Genomic DNA, 18,530 nt, shown 5'->3' on the forward strand with positions numbered 1-18,530 from the left:
TGAGTTATGATATAATTAGAAAAATCAAAAATACCAGGGAAGATACCTGGTATATATGCAGGTACAGCAGTACAAGCAAAGATGCGGATTGTACAAGGATTCCAGTATGCTGCCATAGGTACGGTAGAAACCATAGTTGATAATTCATTAAAGCAATTGTTAATGGAGTAAGAAATTAATATGAAATATTTTTATAAAAGTAATGAAAGAGAGAATACATTGATTTAGCGTGGGAGGAATTACAGAGTATGTAATTCCTCCTGTTTTAATTTACTGAGAATTCCTTCTATTTTTAAATACTGGATTTTTAAGCAAAATAATAAAAAAGAAAGATATCAAGAAAGAATTAAAATGTGTTTATGTAGTTGACAAATGAATATATCTAATAGTAATATTACTATTAGATATATAAAGCGTAAAAGGAGAGTGCAATGGAAAATATAATATTAAGCTTACTACTGATAAAGAGCATGACTATTTACGAAATGAGAATGTATATTCAGCAAAGTTTAAGTACGGTGTGTAGTGACAGTCTAGGAAGTATACAAGTAGCCATTAAAAAATTGAAAAGTAAAAATTGTGTTGAGTATCGTGAGTATATAGAAAATAACATTATGAAAATAGAATATAGCATAACTGAGATTGGATTAAATCAATTTCGAGATTGGATTCAAACTCCTATGAATATTCAGAAAATCAAGAATATGGAGGAAGGTAAATTCTTTTTCCTAGGAATGGCGCCAAAGGAGATTAGGATTCAATCTATCCGTGGCTATATTGACAGTTTGATATCCGAACAAGAGAAATTAGTATCCATTCAAACATATGTAGAGAGCACAAAAGAGGATGCGATACAAACGAATGTGGAACGAATAGCGAAGGAGTCGCAATTAGAAGATCACTTATTAGCAGTGTCTGGAGAAAAGACATTGGATAGCGTTGTTAAAAATATTTATGATTATCAAGTTTACAACTTAGAATATGGCTTGAAGCGTATTAAAGAAGATATTGCATTTTATCAAGCAATACTTGAAAGAGAACTAAATAGTAAGGAAAAATAAAGGGATAGAGGAAAGAAGTTAAAAGACAAGAAAAAATATGACAAGAAAAAGTAAGACAAGATAAAGGAGGGAAGATAGGAAAAGATGAGAGAAGAAGAAAAAGAAATATTCGCAACCAAGTTAGAGGAGCTATTTCATAAATCATCAAACTCATCGTTGATTTATGAAACTACGATGCATGTGGAAGATGGTAGTGGTGACTTTAGCTGGAGTAAAGGATATGGAGGAAGAACGGTAGATTCTATTATGAATCTAGCAAGCATAACAAAACTATTCACAACTTCATGTGTTGTTAATCTGTTACAGCAAGGAAAATTATCACTAGAGGATAAACTGGATCAATTTTTTGGTGCGGATATATTAGATGGATTACATTGTTACAAAGGAAAAGATTATTCTCATGAGATTACGGTTGGCAACTTGTTATTTCAAAATAGTGGTTTTCCGGATGTATTTGCGAAAGGTAAAGATAATCTAAACAAAAGGATGATAAGGGAGGATTTAAAGCTAACCTTAGAGGATTATGTAAAGATTGCGAAAGAAAACAAAAAGAAATTTGCTCCTGGAACACCTGGAAAAGCCCACTATTCAGACTTGAATTTTGAATTATTAGGGAAAATAATAGAGCAAATAGAGGGTAGTAGCTTACATGATGCTTTCAAGAAATACGTATTTTTACCGCTTCAATTAAAACACACCTATTTACCTGAAAAAGATAGTGATTATAGTGCTAAGATTTATTTCAAAAAAGAAGCGTTAGATCGCTCCAATTTATGGAGGAGTATTCCAGCCTGTGGGGGATGTATGAGTACCTCGGTAGAGGTTATGATCTTTTTAAAAGCATTTTTTAAAGGGCAATTGTTTGATAAAAGTATTTTTAAGCAGTTGAGAAAGTTTGCGATGATACAATATTGTCCTCCGCTTGGCCAATATGGTGGAGGATTTGTGCGGTTAAATATCTCAGGTATTGCAAGTATGTATCGTTGTAAGGGAGAATTAATAGGGCATATGGGAGGATCTGGTAGCTATGCATACTATTATCCGGAGAAGGACTTGTTTTTTGTTGGTGATGTCAATCAATTTGCGAAACCTGGTGAAGTATTTATATTACCTTTAAAACTCGCAAAACTCGCGAATAAATTTATCAGTTAGCACATGGAAAGAGAGGAAGGAGAATGATTTCAGGTGATATTATAAAGTATGGGCAACTGGACAATGTACAAAAAGATGAAGCAGTAGAGGTGTTTTTAGAAGGTTTTGGACATATGATGACTTTTTCTAAAAATAAGCAAGATTTAAAAGATTTATTTTCAGCCGCGTTTCATCCTGAATATATCTATACATACTTAGAGAATGGGATAGTTCTTGGAATATTAGGAATAGCGACAAATCATATACGACCTATAAAATTTGATTTAAATCAATGTGTGAAAACTTTGGGAAAACAGAAAGGCTATATAGTTTGTAAGCAGATAAATTTGATATTTCAAAGTCAAGCAGTAAAAAAGGAAACAGATATCTATATTGACGTACTAGCTACAACGAAGAGCGCGAGAGGAAAAGGTATTGCTACAAAATTACTGGAATACGCATTTGCTTTACCTAGATATAAAGAATACTATATAGAAGTTCTTTCTAAAAATCAGAATGCGAAAAGACTTTATGAAAAGAAAGGTTTTGTTGCATATAAAAGAAATTATGTTTCATTTATTAATCTAATGGGATTTGGATATCCAATTAAGATGAAACGCAATATGACTTAAAAAAATGATAATAGATGCTAGAATCGCTTGAGAAGTTATCTCAAAAGAATCGTAGCATCTATTTATTTGTATGCATTTCACCCCTAGTAGGGTAATTCTAAGTTATTTTTTTATTAAACATTATATATCGAATGTTTTTTTATAGTACAAAAATCTAACTAAACACCATTTGTAAGTGAATAGTAAAGAATTGTTTGTTTATTACCACAAGGACAAGTACAGCCTAGAAAAATTGTATCTTCATGGTTGAAACAAATGTGGTAAAGGTATCCATAATGATTTACTAGGTAGAAGAAGTAACTTAATTCTTCCTCAAAATCACAAGTGTTACAATAAGTGAAAACTTTAGCATACCAAGCTTTGCATGGTCCTTCTGGAACATACCAATCTATACCAAAATTTTCTGCAAGTATTTGCTTCATTTCATCTTCTTTTTTACCTTCAAGAAGTAGCGTTAATTCCTCTTTATTTAACATAATATCATCTCCTTTCTATATCATAGTATTCAATAAAATCTTATTTGACACCAAAATTTTTCTTAATTAGTTATAAATGTATTTTATTCTACAATATATAAATTATTGAGTTTTCATTTTCCTACAGGAAAAATAGATATAGTTATGGGATTATTTTAAGGGTTGATGATTCTATTGCAAAACCTTTTAGGTCGATGGATCTTATCGCAAGAGCGTAAACCCAACTCGAAAAAGATGAAGCAAAGAAAAGTTTTACTGAGTTTAATAGAGTTTTTAGACGGACAAAATTAAATTAACTATGACAGGAATCCTTCATTTTCTTTTGATATAATATAAGTATAAAGTTAGGAGGAAGCATTATGCAAGAGAAAGAAGGAAAAGAGATGGGTTACGGTATAACTAAGTTACAGGAAGTCATTGATTATATCGAGTCAAATCTTCTGGACGAGTTAACACTAGATTGTGTAGCAAGACAATTTTATTTTAGTAACAATGCTATTAATCAATTATTTCGTTGTGTGTGTGATCTTACGATTATGGAATATGTACGATATCGAAGGCTTTCTTTAGCAGGAAATGACCTCATGACTACGAACATACATATTCTTGATGCAGCATTAAAATATGGTTATGAAACACCAGAAGCTTTTTCAAAAGCATTCACTAGATTTCATGGATTTCCCCCTAGCTTAGTAAGAAGAATATACCCCAAAATAAAAGTATTCCATCCTATACAAATTAATATAGACGTAAAAGGCGGATGGCAAGAGGGAATAACAGTGGATAAATCGCTTTCATTGACAAAATCAGGTGAATTAGGACAGGAAAAATACATCCAGTACAGATATAATAACAGTACAAATTTAAGAGGAGGTTACTCTATGGAGCATCAAAATTGTAAATATCATATCAATACAAGTGATATGAAGCAAAAAGAGGATTGGAAAATTCTGTTACAACTTGTAAAAGGGTTAAAAGAAGCAGGAATCATTTTTAAGGTGGATGGAAAAACTATGATTTTTGCACATGGTCTAGAATTTAAACTTGATAAAATCTGTTTCACCTTCAAATGGAATGATGAGCAGAAAGTACTAAACTTCTTTGGTGAAGATGGAAATTTTTCAGAAACCTATCCGGGCTTTAAGTATTATGATACAAAGTATTCTGGGATGAAAGTAAGGTGTATTCTTTATGGAGAATTTCCAGGATCAGATACCAATGAAGTATTGTACCAAAATACTGATCTAGTGGAGATTGATGGAGTGATGACTCGTGTACAGTCATTGGAGTTCTATTATGAGAATGGAAATCCAAACGATAAATACTACAAGATGGTAGAAGAATATATCAAAAACAATAAAAAAAGTAAAAATTATTAAGTAACAAGCAAAAGCATGCTCTGTGAACTTTTCCTTGTCATGAATTATGCAGTCAGCCTTTTATAGTCTGGCTGCTTTGTTGTATAATAGTAGATGAAACCCTACATAAGTTTATTTCAAAAGTCGGGATAGAAACATTTCAGTCTGATATGATAGGAGCATGATGATGGACCTAATAACTGAATTAAACCTTGCAATTGAATATATGGAAGAAAACCTAATGGATCAGATGGCTTTAGAGGATGTCGCCAGCGTAACTTCTTATTCCTCCTATCACTTCCAGTAGAGTACTTCCTGACTATGAACAAGAAGAACAGGTACTTGATTTACTATACGGAGCTGTTTTTAACCGTGCCCTAGAACTTAGGAAGGGATTAAGCAATCGCGCATGCCAGTTGTGTATTGGTAATTATGATAAGGAAGAAGTTTATAATGCGCATATTCAGAAAAAAGGATGGCCAGAGCATGGAAATATATATCATCTATCAGCCCAAACGAAAGTAATGAATCACTATAGGGAAGAGAACGTAGTTGATGTCACATTTAAAGAGTTTGATTTAGCCAAACCTCATGTTTTAACTAACTTAGTTACGAATGATCAGATTTGCTTTAGAAATAGTATTTCAGGCCTTGATACCTATCAAAACATTACAGAAAACGAATATATTGCTTACGGTGCATTCGCTAATAACGATAGAGGGTAAGAAATTATTGTTGGTTCTGTTATCGTTGAAATTGACGAAAAATATACACCGGAGATTGTTAGTGTAATGGTTCTACCAGAATATCGCAGAAAGCATATTGCAGCAATTATGTTGGAATACACATTAGATGAATTGAATAAAAAAGGAAAAGAAAAGGTATGGCTTGTTACCCCATGTGACAATGACTCAGCTATATTGATGTATAAGAAACTTGGGTTTTCAATTGAATCCCATGAAAAAAGGTATATGAAGTATATATAGACGTGAAGATAAGGATGCTATCTGCTATTAGTAGAATACATCCTTATCAAGATGAATTCATTAGTAGTAATTGCATTTATTTTAAAGAAAGTTAGATATGTTATCAGTTATTGATACAAATATGGTATCAGATATTGATATATTTCTTAATATTAGATATTGATACAATGGTGATATAATTAATATTAGACATTGATACAATTATTGACACAATAGGATAATTATGTTAATGTATAATGAAATATACGTAAAGAGAGGCATTCCGATGAAGCGTTGTCTGTGATTGAAGCAACTAAATAATTTGTTTAAACCATGCGATACACATGGTTAATTGTTGTGGAAAATCGTAGACACATATATTACATTGCTTTAGGAAACTTAAAAATCGTGTATGATATTAGTAACTTACAGTTAAAATCTGTTAGGTGAATCATATACTTTATTTCTGCATGTATTTATATGTTTATTAGACCTTTTCCAAACATGGAAAAGGTTTTTTTAATATTAGTTGATAGGAGATTAAAGATATGGTTTATCAGATGAAGAATGCAATAATCGGATATCCAGGAAACAGATTGTTAGAAGGTGTTTCTTTGGAAATTAAAAATACAGAAAAGATTGCAATTGTAGGAAGAAATGGTTGTGGAAAGACAACCTTACTAAAAGTGATTGCAGGTAAACTTGAAGTAGATAATCTAGATAGTGATGAAGAGTTTTTTATACAAGCAGATGGAGAACCTAGTATTGGTTATCTGGAGCAGATAAGTTTTGATAAAGAAACAATTACGGTAAAAGAAGAATTACGAAAAGTTTATGAGAGAATATTTACTTTACGAGACAAGATGGAGGAACTAACAAGTCTTATGGAAGTAGAAGCGAGTGAGAAACTATTGGAACAATATGCGAAAGTCTCTGATCAATTTGAAAGACTTGGTGGTTATACCTATCAATATGAGATGGAACAGATTTTTACGAAATTTGGCTTTGAACTATCTGATTTAGACCGTCAAATATTAACTTTTTCAGGTGGGCAGAAGACAAGAATCGCATTTGTAAAATTACTTCTTAGTAAGCCAGATATTATGCTGCTTGATGAGCCGACCAATCATCTTGATATGCCAATGATTGAATGGTTGGAAGGATATCTAAAAAAATATAATCATGCTGTGGTTATTGTTTCTCATGATCGTATGTTCTTAGATAGAATTGTGGATGTTACTTATGAGATTGAGCATAAGAAAATGAAACGATATCCTGGTAATTATACTGCATTTTTAGAACGCAAACGTCTTGATTATGAGAAACTATGCAAAGATTATGAAGCCCAGCAAAAAGAAATTGAAAGATTAACAATATTTATTGAAAAATGGAAGAACACACCGACCAAGGTATCGATGACGCGTTCTAAACAAATGCAGATTGAACATATGGTGAAAATTCCAAAACCAATGCGTTTTGATACAAGAGCAATGCATGCAAAGCTTCAGCCAAACAAAGAATCTGGGAAAGAGGTTCTAAAGATGAAAGAATTAGAGATAGGATATGAAGCTGTGTTAGCCCGTGTTTCTATGGAATTAAAAAAAGGTCAAAAGCTTGCAGTGATTGGTGAGAATGGGAAGGGAAAATCAACCTTATTAAAGTCAATTGTAGGTCAGATAGGAGTACTTGGCGGAATGTATAAGTTTGGAAGAGATGCGGACTGGGTTTACTTTGATCAGGAACTACTGAACTTAGATGAGAGTAAAACCGTGATTGATGAGTTTTGGGATGCCTATCCAAGCCTAACACAAACAGAAGTAAGAACGATATTAGGCAATTTCTTATTTACTGGTGATGATGTATTTCAACCGTTAAGTCAGCTATCTGGAGGAGAAAAAGTTCGACTTTCACTGGCAAAGTTGATGAAACGTCAGGCAAATTTTATAATTCTTGATGAACCAACCAACCATTTGGATATGATAGGAAAAGAAGTACTAGAATCTATGCTAAAAAGCTATCAGGGAACTCTTCTTTTTGTATCGCATGATCGTTATTTTGTGCGTAATGTGGCGGATAGTTTACTTATTTTTGAGAATGGTGAGGTCAATTATTATCCTTATGGTTATGAGGAATATCATGAGAAAAAAGAAAAGAATTTATTAAGTAACACTGTCCATCTAAGAAATGAGAAGAGAGATGAATTATCAGAGAATACAGTTTGTGAACAAAAAATAATGACAGGTGATCAGCAATCTTATCTTAGTGGGAAGGAAAAAGCAAAGCGAGAACGGAGATTAGTTCAGGTTGAAAATGAAATATCTGTTTTAGAAGAAAAAATCAGCAGGCTAAAACTAAAGTTTAGTGATACTGAAATAGCTACGGATTATCAACAGCTTAGTGAACTCCAAGATAATATTATGAAAGAAGAACAGATATTAAATGATTTGTTGATCGAGTGGTCTGGTTTAGTTTAAGATAACTTCATCTGGGAAGTACGGGAAGTTCCTCGCTTTTAAGAGGGGTAAGGACTTGCCTGTTATAAAATGCCACAAGTGACAATGAGGTAGAGCTGGTAGCGTAAGGTTGCGAATATTCGCTTTGTATATTATAAGAGAGATAAATCTACTAGTATGCATAGGAGGAAAAATGATTAAGGGGGATAGGACAGAGGATGAGGACAGAAGAAATAAAAAAGAAAAATGAAACAAAGAGAGAAAGCCTTTTTGACGCAGTAAAACGATACTGGTATTTATTTGCGGTTTATATCGTGATGTCATACATCTTGACACAGGTACTTGTGAGTGGTAGCAGGCGAATTGCGTCTGCTACAGACAGCCTGTTTGCAGGGGAACAGCTTATCTTATCGGATTTGATTCAACCATTCTTGGTACTTACGGTAATAGGCACTTTGGCAGCATTTATTAAGAGTATTATGAAAAATACCTTTAGTATCAATGTACAGACAGCAATTAAGAATATGACTACAAAAAAGCTAGTTCGAATACAATATAGTTATTTTGATCAGACTGGAACCGGAGCTATTATGAATAAATTAATCTCTGACGTATATCAGGTGGAAGGGTTATTCTCAGAAGTATTGCCGGAATTTATTGTGGGAAGCATCACAATACTTACGGTGAGTATTTATATAGTTACAATAGATGTTAAGCTATTCTTTGTAACCGTTATAAGCTATCCATTGCTTTTATGGTTAGCGAATATACTGTCAAAGAAGATGGGAAAGTTATCTGGAAACCGAAGGATGTTATATGATGATTTGGAGAATACGGCACTAGACACATTTAACGGGATGACGGTGGGGAGAAGCTATAATTTATATCAAGAGGTGGAAAAACGTATTCATAAAGTGGTAACGGGGATTCTTGAGAATGAATATACAAGAACAAAAATCAGCGCTATTTCGCAAATATTGGGTAACATCATTCGTTGGATTCCAAGGATTATTTGTTATCTGTTTGCTCTATATGAGGTACAGAATGGAAGTATAACAATTGGTTCCTTGCTGGCATTTGTTATGCTTTTAGATCAGATTGTACATCCATTTGGCGAGATTCCAGGAATCATCAATGCAATACGAGAGCAGTGGATTTCATTTCAACGAATTGATGAGATAATAAAACAACCCGATGAAGTAAGCGGCACAGGTACCTTTTCACCAGTCCAAGGTGAACCAGTGATAGAGCTTTCTGATATTGAATTTTCTTATGATGGGGAACGTACCATCTTACATAATCTAACGATGAAAATTGAAAATGGAAAGCAAGTAGCGTTCGTTGGTACATCGGGAGGAGGAAAGTCAACAATATTTCGAATTCTATGTGGTTTTTACCTTCCTAAGAATGGTACGTATAAATTATATGGTCATGCCTATAAGGAGTGGGATGTGAAAGCCTTACGAAGTCAATTCGCTTTGGTATCGCAAAATGTATTCCTATTTTCAGGTACTATTGCTGATAATATAGCGTACGGTAGGGAGGGGGCAACCAAGGAGGAAGTAATCAGTGCTAGCAAGAATGCAAACATTCATGACTTTATCATGGGGCTACCGAATGGATATGAGACACAAGTTGGGGAACGGGGGGCAAAATTGTCTGGCGGACAACGACAAAGAATATCGATAGCAAGGGCATTTTTAAAAGAAGCACCAATCTTATTACTGGACGAGCCTACTTCTGCGGTAGATGTGGAGACAGAAAAACTAATTCAGGATGCAATTGATAGAATCTCAGATGGTAAGACTGTGCTTACGATTGCTCATAGATTAAGTACGATTGAACATGCTGATGTTATATTTGTTTTTGATCAGGGCAGAATCGTGGAAAGTGGCACACATGAGAAACTGCTTTCTGATGGTATCGTATATCAAAGCTTGTATCGGAAGGAAAAGGAAGCAGTAAATGTCGAAAGCGAGAAGGATTACGAAGTCATGATAGAGCAGGAAGAGCAGGAAGAGCAGGAAGAGCAGGAAGAACAGGAAGAGCAGGAAAATCAGGAAGAGCAGGAAGAGCAGGAAGAGCAGGAAGAGCAGATGACAGAAAAGCATCAGGGGGTGACAGCATATGAGCATCAGTGATCAGCTTATCTATGAATGTGGTAAGGAGACAGAAAGAAGTAAGACGAATGGAAAAGTGTTATTGCGGTTATTAAAGATGATGAAGGGCGGCTTTTTTCTCTATTTAGCATCGATTATTGCTATGAGTTTATCTATGTCAGGTTTTAATATTATTATAGCATTTTTACTAAAAAATATAATTCAGATGGCACAGTCAGGGTCATATCAGGGACTTTTATCCATGGTTTTAATTAATATAGCACAGGGATTAGGTGCTCTTTTGATTTATGCAATCAGCTTTTATACTTATACGATTCAAGCAAAGAAAGGATGTGCAAATCTCCAAAAAGCGATGCTTAATAAGGCGATGCGTATGCCATTTTATTACTATGAGAATACGCACAGTGGCGATTTTATGTCTAAGTTAATGTATGACTGTGGGAGGACTGAGGATGTTTATGGTTCCCGTTTTCGCCGAATTTTAATGCCTTGCCTTATGGTACTCTTTTATTTAGTTCCAATGTTTTATCTAAGCTGGCAAGTTACCGCGTGCTTGGTTGGTGTTAGTATCATAACATTTATTATCAATGGCTTGTTTATAAATCCTATGAAGAAAGTAAGTAAAGAGCTATCGGATTCTCATATGTCCCTCACAGAACGCTTAACTAATATCTTATCAGGTATCGAGCTTGTTAAAATATTTAACTTGGATAAAAAGCTAGTAGATCAATATGTGGAGGATAATGAAAGATTTAAAAAAGGACAAAAAAGGATGAATATGTTGTCGGCTGGTCTTGAAAGCCTGAACGAATGTTTTAATTTGCTTAGTTCTCTGGTATTCATTGCAATCTCTATCTTTTTTGTCAGTTTAGGAATTACAACGCTAGATAAACTAGCCGCGATCTATCTTATGTATGGTTCCATGAGCTGGAACTTTTTACAGATTGGTATCTATATTCCCTCAATGGCAAATTGTCTGATCAATGGACAGAAAGTACTCGATTTCATAGATTCTAAGGAAGAACCTGAAAGATATGCTAAGGTAGGTAAGGCAGCAGGAGATGGTTTTATTGAAATGGAGCATGTAGATTTTTCTTATGAAGAAGGATTACCGGTATTAAAAGATTTTAATCTGCATATAGAAAAAGGAAGTATAGTAGCGTTAAAAGGAGAATCTGGAAAGGGAAAGAGTACGATTGCTAAGATTATGCTTGGCTTTTATCCAATTCAAAAAGGAAATATAACGATAGATGGTAAAGCATTTAGTGAGATGCCTTTAAGCGTAATCCGAAATATGATTGGCTATGTACCACAGGAACCTTATCTATATGACGTAAGCATTGCTGAAAATATCGGGTATGGTAAGCCAGGTGCAACCTCGGAAGAAATTTATGAGGCAGCAAAGGCAGCGAATGCTCATGATTTTATCATAAAACAAGAAAAAGGCTATGAGACAAAGGCGGGTGAACGAGGAAATAGGCTCTCTGGTGGTGAAAAGCAAAGAATTGCAATCGCTAGAGCAATTCTTAAGAATGCACCAATCTTGATTCTTGATGAGGCAACTTCAGCTCTTGATAATGAGTCAGAGCGATTGGTAAATGAAGCATTGGAGCGTCTGATGGCAGGAAGAACCATCATCATGATTGCGCATAGACAGTCAACGCTTAAACGAGCAGATGTCATTGTGGAGATATAGTAAAAATCGTATGAGGTAAATAATGCTCTTGCTTATGGTGAACTGCATCCTAGGTAAGGGCATTCATATTATTATGATTTATTATATTCAAGATAAAAGCGAACAATTGTGAGGTTAATATTATAGATATGGAAAAGAGAAGGAAGTAAGATGACAAAGGAAGCTATAAAACAAATTTTATCGATATTAGATAAAGAATATGGAACCACCAAACAAGGATTTTTACATTATGCTGATTGGCAGCTTCTACTTGCAATTATGCTAAGTGCACAAAGTACGGATAAACAAGTATATGAGGTGCTACCGGAGTTGTGGAATAGATTTTCTTCTATCTGGCAGATGGCAGAAGCACACGTAGAGGAAATAGAAGATTATATTAGAACAATTGGATTATATAAGAGTAAAGCAAAACATATGAAGCAATGCTGTAAGCAAATCATAGAAGAATATGCTGGTAAAGTTCCTAAAGACATAGAGGAATTAGTTAAATTATCTGGAGTTGGAAGAAAAACAGCCACGTTATTTCTTGCAGATGCTTATCATATACCAGGGGTCACTGTGGATACCCATGTTTTACGAATTGCAAAGCGACTTGGTTGGGCTAATGGAAAGAACCCCATACAGGTGGAGAAGGAATTAATGCAAGTACTTCCAAAAGAAAATTGGAACCGTATTAATTTTCAGTTGATTTATCATGGACGTAGTATTTGTACTGCGAGAAAATGTTATTGCGACCGATGTTACTTAAATCAATGGTGTGAAAAGATAAGTGATTATTAGTTAGAAATTATCTCTTTTGTTAAGCAGATGAAAGTATCAAAAGTATATTGATTATAATAAAAGAATAAACCATTATTCACATATCGTGTGTTTTAAATCCTCTTAGATGAATTAAACTAAGAGGATTTTTTTAGTATTCCTATTTTTATCTATTTATTGTGACTACTTTTCTCATTTTAAAGTAAATGATGTTCTAGTTAGAAGATTTTACTAAAAATTCAGGGTTTTTCTAAATACGCGAACCAATTACACGCAAAGAAAAATATAGCAAATATATTGCTTATTTAGTTACATAAAATTGTCTATTTTAAGAAAGTCAAACAAATATTGACATATGGTAATAATTGGTATAACATGATAAAAAAATGAGCGCAGGCTCTCTTGATAAATTAAATCATGACTTCTGTAAAGTTTATAAAAAATACTTCGAATATTGCATCTACATATATCATAAGATGAAGTCAATAACTCCTGATTTTTGGGATGAGTATTATAAGAATTATAGGAAAAAAGTTGATAATAGTGTACTAAAGCAAGGAACCATCAACCATTTTATTTTGATAATATGGAGGTAAAAATGAAAATAGAATTACAGAATGTATCAAAGTCATTTTCAAAAAATAAAGCATTAGCGAATGTAAGTCTAGAAATTGATAAGGGGATATTTGGACTTCTCGGCCGTAATGGTGCAGGAAAAACTACTATGATGAGATTGATTTCTAATATACTGCGCCCAGATGAAGGTAAAGTATTAGTTGATGGAAAAGATATTAATGCGCATGAGGGTTATATGCAATCTATTTTAGGCTATCTTCCACAGAATTATGGTCTTTATCCATATCTTACAGCTTATGAAACATTAGATTACTTTACCAGGCTAAAAGGAATTACAAGTAGCGAGGATAGAAGGTCACAAATCAATCAAATATTAAAGAGAGTTGGACTTATAGATAAAAAGAATGTCAAGATCTCTAAATTTTCAGGAGGGATGAAGCAAAGAATCGGGATTGCTCAAGCAGTCTTAGGAAATCCTAAAGTGATTATAGTTGACGAACCAACTGCAGGGTTGGATCCAGAAGAAAGAATGTATTTTAAAAATATATTGGCTGAACTTGCAGAAGATAAAATAATAATATTATCAACTCATATAGTAAGTGATGTAGAGGATATCGGTAGTAGATTAGCAATTATAAATGAAGGGAAACTAATTTTTAGCGGAAGTACTAACACGCTCATAGATAGGGTATCTGGATTAACTTATGAGACGGTGATACCACAAAATGACGTAGAAAAGTACCGAAAAGAGTATTGTATAGTTTCAACGATACACACTGGTAATGAGGTTAAGATGAAATATGTAACTACTCATAATTTAATTGCAAATTCAAAAAAGGTTACAGCTTCTTTGATTGATTCCTATATTTATTCGATTGGGGGATTGGAACGTTGAGCAAAGTATTCGCAATAGGAAACTATGACTGTAAAATGAAGATGAGAAAGATTAGTTTCTGGCTAATCACGATTTTAATTACTATTTATACTTTACTTGATACGATACCTAGCAATTATACTAGATCCATGGATGTATTTAATAATCACAAATATGTTGCATTGCGCATCATGAAGGATACAATGCAGTTATTAAGTATATACATTGCTTTTTTATGTGGAGATTGTTTATTAAAAGATGAAAGATTAGGAATTTCAGAGATGATGGCTAGTACATCTTTAAAAAAGAGAGAATACATATATGGAAAGTTTATTGGAAATATAAGTATATCCACTGCTATTCTTTTCATCGTAACCGTGATATGTACCATTCCACAAATCTTTATGCATCCGAATGCATTTGAATTAAAACCTTATGTTATGTCATTTATCATTCTTGGAATAATTCCTGTGATCTTTATTTCAGGATTGGCAACGTATTTGCCGTATTATATTAGGAGTTCAAAGGTATTTTTAGTTATTTTTATATTATATTGGGCTCTTTGTGAGTTTGCGGAATTTAAAGGCATTGAATATATAAAATACATTGGATATGCAAAATTTAAGATTTTTCAAGGACAGGGAATATCTCCTCCTGAGTTAGGACCAGTACTAAACATGTGTTTTTTGTTAGCTGTTGGTATTATTCCAGTAGTGGTTTTAGCTAATACTAAATATATGAAGGATATCGGAAGGATATAGGAAGGATATTGAGATTGAACTAGTATGATTTGAAAGAGGTGAACTACGGATATGATAAAAATCGAAATGAAAATATTGAAGTATGAAACTTTTTTTATTATGGGATTATTAATGTTTATATTTAGTATTATTATCTACACTAGTACAGAAAAAAGCTTGCTAATACCTAATATATTTTTTGAAATAGTAGTTCCAGGTGTATGCTGTATCCTTTTTTCATTTCTTCTGAATATTGAAAATGATCCACCACTGGAATTATTACTTTGTACTAAATATTCTGTTATGAAAATTATACTACACAGATTTTTAGTACTAATGAGTGAAATAGCAATCACGTCTTTTGTTTATATGGTTATTCTAAAATATTTGTATATTGACTTTAATCTAGGAGAGCTGATGCTATGTAGTATTGTATCGGTCTTCTTTTTATCTGTTTTCTCAGTGACTTTATCAATTGTGTTTAATAGTAGTATAACGGGTAGTGCATTTGGCATTTTATACTGGATATTATTTTTATTAACTGGTGATAGATTAGGAAATAATATACTTTTTCAGTATTTAAATCCATTTGGTTATCTTAGAGGTTATTCAACTAATATTTTAATATGCAATAAAATAGTTTTGTTAGTAACCTCTTTCATTTTATTGTTAGTTATTTATAGGATATCAAGAAAAAGGGAGCACTTTATTAAATGAAGATTGCAACTCCTTTGGTTTTAAATGATGGTTGCGGTACACTGACTCTTAAATATAAAATAGAAAAGTATGCTGATATTAGACAGAAGTTAAAAAGGGATATTCCTAGTATGAAGAAGATTGAAGGAAAAAATTCAATGAAAAGTTATGTTGGAGTGTTTGATGCTGAAAATTATGGAAGAGCTAGAGTATATTTAGAAGACAAAAACAGCTCTAACTGTATAGCCTTAAAAACTAATGAGGAATATGTATTTATTAATCTAAAGTCAGAAAAAGAATCAAAAAGATTCTATGAAGAAATATCTAGCTTAATAGCAAATAAATGAAAAGACTAATACCATTATGGTATTAGTTAAAAAAAATATTGCATTTTAGAAAAAAGAGTATAAAATATACCAAGGACAAAAGAGTATAGGGAGAGTAACAGATGAAAAGTAATGCAATAAAGAATATGACAGTTGGATCCCCAATGAAATTAATCATGAATTTTTGGTTACCATTATTTATAGGTATGTTGTTTCAGCAATTCTATAATATGATGGACACAATGATTGTCGGACGTACTTTAGGACCAAAAGCGTTGGCAGCTGTTGGAGGAACTGGATCTATAAATTTTATGATTATCGGTTTTTGCATGGGAGTATGCAATGGGTTTGCGATTCCGGTTGCACAGTCCGTTGGTGCAAAAGATGAGTCTTCTCTTAGAAAATATGTAGCGAATAGTGTTTGGTTGTCTTCTGTTTTTGCGGTGATTTCAACAATTGTTGTGTGCTTTCTTTGCCGTAATATCCTTATCTGGATGGATACCCCAAGTGATATATTTGAAGGTTCTTATGAATATATTTTCGTCATTTTTCTAGGAATTCCTGTGGTTTATCTGTATAACTTATTATCAGGAATTTTAAGGTCACTGGGGGATAGTAAGACACCGCTTTATTTTTTAGTGATATCATCATTATTAAATATCGTACTTGATTTAATCGCTATCTTGGTTTTTAATATGGGTGTTAGCGGAGCAGCTTGGGCAACTGTTATTTCTCAGGCAATCTCAGGTGTTCTTTGCCTATTTTACATTGCCAAAAGATATCCAGTACTTAAGATCTCAAAAGAAGAATGGCGGCCAAACTTCTGGTTCATGCAAAAACTTTGTATGATGGGTATTCCGATGGGACTTCAATATTCTATTACTGCTATTGGTAGTGTTGTGTTACAAACCGCCGTGAATTCTTTAGGTTCTATGTCTGTAGCAGCAGTAACTGCCGGTAATAAAATTAGTTCGTTATTTTGTTGCCCATTTGATGCTATGGGTTCAACTATGGCTACTTATGCAGGTCAGAATAGAGGAGCAGGTAAATTAGACCGAGTAACGGATGGTATCAAAACCTGTAGTCTCATCGCATTGATATATTCTGTGATTGCATGTGTAGTATTGATTATTTTTGGAGAGGAATTATCCTTACTGTTTGTAGATGGTAAAGAAATTGCAATTATTAAAGATGCTGCAATATTACTTAAATGGCTAAGTATTTTCTATTTTCCGTTGGCATTAGTTAATATCATACGCTTTGCAATCCAAGGATTAGGTTTTGGTACATTAGCCATCTTTGCGGGAGTATTTGAGATGATTGCAAGAAGTATAGTTGGTTTCATATTTGTACCAATGTTTGGATATATAGCAGCTTGCTTTGCTAGTCCTGTCGCTTGGATTATGGCGGATATTTTTTTGATTCCAGCTTATTTCTTCGTAATTAGAAAATTGAAAAGAGAAAGTGCAAATATCATGGTTCAGTAAATTCTAATTGTAACAAAACCATACCTCAAAAAGGAATATGAGAAATTTACAGATCATAATAAATTTTAATTTTAAATCTGGACTATATTCGATAATGAATCGCATATTAGGAGACTCTTTCAATAATCTCCTAATATGCGATTTTTTCATATCAAATACTTATAAATTAATCTAAAAGGGATTATTCTTATCTTATTTTTCAGCTGTATTCTCAGAATTTTTACTAAATTTATGGCTTGAGGAAGATGGAAACTCATCACCACTTACATAATTATCTGCACTGTTCTCTGTGCTTTTAGGGCTAATGATAGAATTACCATTTCCTTTGCCTTCTTTCTTTTTGTTACTGGCGTTTAAATTATTATCAATCATAATTTACCTCATTCCTTAATATGTTTAACTTATTTATCACATTTATTGTTTACTAAACCTCAAGAAGTATTCTTTTTCTGTATTTTTAGTATTTATCCATCCAGATTTGTTATGTCGTTCCTTATTTTCGGGTAAAATATAGTTGGCGATTCCTAGGATTATGTATTACAATAAAATAAAAAGAAATATTAAAGGAAAATTATCAATGAAAAAAATATTACTATTCCAAGTGGACAACCCATTAAAAGTGAAACAGACAGTTGCTACCATGCGTTTGCGTGTAGAGTCCATACCAGCGGCGAAGTTTAATCAAACAGTAGGAAGCCTTGTAAGCGGTGGTAAGGAGGAAGAACTACCTTATAGTGGAGAAATACCAGAAGGTAGTCTTTTATTAATGTGTGGGCTTAGCAATTCTGAGGTTGATCAGGTGTTATATCGACTAAGAAGTCAAAAAATATTCACGACGTACAAGGCAATTCAAACGCCTACCAATACAGGTTGGAATGTTTTAGAACTTTATCAAGAAATGAAGAAAGAAAAGGAAGAAATTGAAGCAAGAAAAAAGCAACTGAAAACACAATAAAAGAGTGAGATAATAAAGCTGATATATCAAAAAAGGATATGCTCGCTGACTACTTAAAAGAGAGCAGTTCAAAACATGATGTATCAGCTTTTATTATTCATGACAAGGCACAAACAACGGAATTGCCCTTCATTCCTCTTACCTTGGCTTAAGATTAGAAGATCCAATGGAAAGAGCAATCAATTATCTAGGATTAACCGAAGATGTAGACAATTATTTTGGATA

17 protein-coding genes are annotated in these 18,530 nt (G+C 33.1%); 15 read left to right on the forward strand and 2 right to left on the reverse strand.

The annotated features are described in order from the left end of the window. Positions 1-431: 431 nt before the first annotated feature. The 3 genes from CC92_RS0116170 (at position 432) to CC92_RS21845 (ending at position 2,824) form a co-directional block, all read left to right on the forward strand. Entirely contained in the window at positions 432-1,061 is a 630-nt protein-coding gene (locus CC92_RS0116170) for a PadR family transcriptional regulator (RefSeq protein ID WP_029501601.1), read from the forward strand. Between the two features lie 84 nt (positions 1,062-1,145). Further along, positions 1,146-2,213, forward strand: coding sequence for a serine hydrolase domain-containing protein (locus tag CC92_RS0116175; RefSeq protein WP_029501600.1), 1,068 nt, complete (start codon positions 1,146-1,148; stop codon positions 2,211-2,213). Positions 2,214-2,236: 23 nt separating this feature from the next. Next, the gene (locus CC92_RS21845) at positions 2,237-2,824 is read left to right on the forward strand and encodes a GNAT family N-acetyltransferase (RefSeq protein WP_029501599.1); all 588 of its coding nucleotides are present in this window, start codon (positions 2,237-2,239) and stop codon (positions 2,822-2,824) included. A gap of 158 nt (positions 2,825-2,982) precedes the next feature. On the opposite strand, the gene CC92_RS0116185 is transcribed toward CC92_RS21845, so the two are convergent. Further along, positions 2,983-3,300, reverse strand: a complete 318-nt coding sequence (locus CC92_RS0116185) for a hypothetical protein (RefSeq protein ID WP_029501598.1) — start codon at positions 3,298-3,300, stop codon at positions 2,983-2,985. A 359-nt stretch (positions 3,301-3,659) separates the two neighbouring features. On the opposite strand from CC92_RS0116185, the gene CC92_RS21850 reads away from it, so the two are divergent. The 11 genes from CC92_RS21850 to CC92_RS0116250 all read left to right on the forward strand — a co-directional run bounded on the left by CC92_RS21850 (position 3,660) and on the right by CC92_RS0116250 (position 17,350). Further along, positions 3,660-4,679 carry a helix-turn-helix domain-containing protein gene (locus CC92_RS21850; RefSeq protein WP_051650585.1) on the forward strand — a complete coding sequence of 340 codons (1,020 nt, stop codon included), beginning with the start codon at positions 3,660-3,662 and terminating at the stop codon, positions 4,677-4,679. A 395-nt stretch (positions 4,680-5,074) separates the two neighbouring features. Then, entirely contained in the window at positions 5,075-5,383 is a 309-nt protein-coding gene (locus CC92_RS0116200; RefSeq protein WP_029501596.1) for a hypothetical protein, read from the forward strand. A 6-nt stretch (positions 5,384-5,389) separates the two neighbouring features. Beyond that, positions 5,390-5,644, forward strand: coding sequence for a GNAT family N-acetyltransferase (locus tag CC92_RS0116205; RefSeq protein ID WP_278245253.1), 255 nt, complete (start codon positions 5,390-5,392; stop codon positions 5,642-5,644). A gap of 527 nt (positions 5,645-6,171) precedes the next feature. Next, positions 6,172-8,097: an ABC-F family ATP-binding cassette domain-containing protein gene (locus tag CC92_RS0116210; protein WP_029501594.1), complete on the forward strand. Its 1,926-nt coding sequence runs from the start codon at positions 6,172-6,174 to the stop codon at positions 8,095-8,097. A 197-nt stretch (positions 8,098-8,294) separates the two neighbouring features. Further along, positions 8,295-10,217 carry an ABC transporter ATP-binding protein gene (locus CC92_RS0116215; RefSeq protein ID WP_029501593.1) on the forward strand — a complete coding sequence of 641 codons (1,923 nt, stop codon included), beginning with the start codon at positions 8,295-8,297 and terminating at the stop codon, positions 10,215-10,217. Then, complete coding sequence (locus tag CC92_RS0116220; protein WP_029501592.1) at positions 10,204-11,892, forward strand: ABC transporter ATP-binding protein; 1,689 nt, start codon at positions 10,204-10,206, stop codon at positions 11,890-11,892. Before CC92_RS0116215 ends, CC92_RS0116220 begins: the two co-directional genes overlap by 14 nt. A gap of 150 nt (positions 11,893-12,042) precedes the next feature. After that, positions 12,043-12,672: an endonuclease III gene (nth, locus tag CC92_RS0116225; RefSeq protein WP_029501591.1), complete on the forward strand. Its 630-nt coding sequence runs from the start codon at positions 12,043-12,045 to the stop codon at positions 12,670-12,672. A gap of 577 nt (positions 12,673-13,249) precedes the next feature. Further along, the gene (locus CC92_RS0116230) at positions 13,250-14,122 is read left to right on the forward strand and encodes an ABC transporter ATP-binding protein (RefSeq protein ID WP_031420477.1); all 873 of its coding nucleotides are present in this window, start codon (positions 13,250-13,252) and stop codon (positions 14,120-14,122) included. A gap of 182 nt (positions 14,123-14,304) precedes the next feature. Continuing rightward, positions 14,305-14,862 carry a hypothetical protein gene (locus tag CC92_RS0116235; protein ID WP_156037022.1) on the forward strand — a complete coding sequence of 186 codons (558 nt, stop codon included), beginning with the start codon at positions 14,305-14,307 and terminating at the stop codon, positions 14,860-14,862. A gap of 692 nt (positions 14,863-15,554) precedes the next feature. Next, the gene (locus CC92_RS0116245; RefSeq protein ID WP_029501587.1) at positions 15,555-15,884 is read left to right on the forward strand and encodes a hypothetical protein; all 330 of its coding nucleotides are present in this window, start codon (positions 15,555-15,557) and stop codon (positions 15,882-15,884) included. A gap of 101 nt (positions 15,885-15,985) precedes the next feature. Next, positions 15,986-17,350: an MATE family efflux transporter gene (locus CC92_RS0116250; RefSeq protein WP_029501586.1), complete on the forward strand. Its 1,365-nt coding sequence runs from the start codon at positions 15,986-15,988 to the stop codon at positions 17,348-17,350. Positions 17,351-17,542: 192 nt separating this feature from the next. Here CC92_RS0116250 and CC92_RS0116255 read toward each other — a convergent pair whose 3' ends face one another. Then, positions 17,543-17,722, reverse strand: a complete 180-nt coding sequence (locus CC92_RS0116255; protein ID WP_029501585.1) for a hypothetical protein — start codon at positions 17,720-17,722, stop codon at positions 17,543-17,545. A 205-nt stretch (positions 17,723-17,927) separates the two neighbouring features. Between CC92_RS0116255 and CC92_RS0116260 the strand changes: the two genes are divergently transcribed. Further along, positions 17,928-18,305 (forward strand): DUF3783 domain-containing protein, encoded by a 378-nt coding sequence (locus CC92_RS0116260; protein ID WP_029501584.1) that lies wholly within the window; start codon positions 17,928-17,930, stop codon positions 18,303-18,305. Positions 18,306-18,530: the final 225 nt, after the last annotated feature.

The sequence above is a fragment of the Lachnoclostridium phytofermentans genome, assembly GCF_000733755.1.
GTDB classification, from domain to species: domain Bacteria; phylum Bacillota; class Clostridia; order Lachnospirales; family Lachnospiraceae; genus Lachnoclostridium; species Lachnoclostridium phytofermentans_A.

What these genes read in the sequence shown, in the direction of transcription:
- CC92_RS0116170 (WP_029501601.1), top strand. Translation starts at nt 432, where the DNA reads ATGGAAAATATAATATTAAGCTTACTACTGATAAAGAGCATGACTATT.
- CC92_RS0116175 (WP_029501600.1), top strand. Translation starts at nt 1,146, where the DNA reads ATGAGAGAAGAAGAAAAAGAAATATTCGCAACCAAGTTAGAGGAGCTA.
- CC92_RS21845 (WP_029501599.1), top strand. Translation starts at nt 2,237, where the DNA reads ATGATTTCAGGTGATATTATAAAGTATGGGCAACTGGACAATGTACAA.
- CC92_RS0116185 (WP_029501598.1), bottom strand. Translation starts at nt 3,300, where the DNA reads ATGTTAAATAAAGAGGAATTAACGCTACTTCTTGAAGGTAAAAAAGAA.
- CC92_RS21850 (WP_051650585.1), top strand. Translation starts at nt 3,660, where the DNA reads ATGCAAGAGAAAGAAGGAAAAGAGATGGGTTACGGTATAACTAAGTTA.
- CC92_RS0116210 (WP_029501594.1), top strand. Translation starts at nt 6,172, where the DNA reads ATGGTTTATCAGATGAAGAATGCAATAATCGGATATCCAGGAAACAGA.
- CC92_RS0116215 (WP_029501593.1), top strand. Translation starts at nt 8,295, where the DNA reads ATGAGGACAGAAGAAATAAAAAAGAAAAATGAAACAAAGAGAGAAAGC.
- CC92_RS0116220 (WP_029501592.1), top strand. Translation starts at nt 10,204, where the DNA reads ATGAGCATCAGTGATCAGCTTATCTATGAATGTGGTAAGGAGACAGAA.
- nth (WP_029501591.1), top strand. Translation starts at nt 12,043, where the DNA reads ATGACAAAGGAAGCTATAAAACAAATTTTATCGATATTAGATAAAGAA.
- CC92_RS0116230 (WP_031420477.1), top strand. Translation starts at nt 13,250, where the DNA reads ATGAAAATAGAATTACAGAATGTATCAAAGTCATTTTCAAAAAATAAA.
- CC92_RS0116235 (WP_156037022.1), top strand. Translation starts at nt 14,305, where the DNA reads ATGCAGTTATTAAGTATATACATTGCTTTTTTATGTGGAGATTGTTTA.
- CC92_RS0116245 (WP_029501587.1), top strand. Translation starts at nt 15,555, where the DNA reads ATGAAGATTGCAACTCCTTTGGTTTTAAATGATGGTTGCGGTACACTG.
- CC92_RS0116250 (WP_029501586.1), top strand. Translation starts at nt 15,986, where the DNA reads ATGAAAAGTAATGCAATAAAGAATATGACAGTTGGATCCCCAATGAAA.
- CC92_RS0116255 (WP_029501585.1), bottom strand. Translation starts at nt 17,722, where the DNA reads ATGATTGATAATAATTTAAACGCCAGTAACAAAAAGAAAGAAGGCAAA.
- CC92_RS0116260 (WP_029501584.1), top strand. Translation starts at nt 17,928, where the DNA reads ATGAAAAAAATATTACTATTCCAAGTGGACAACCCATTAAAAGTGAAA.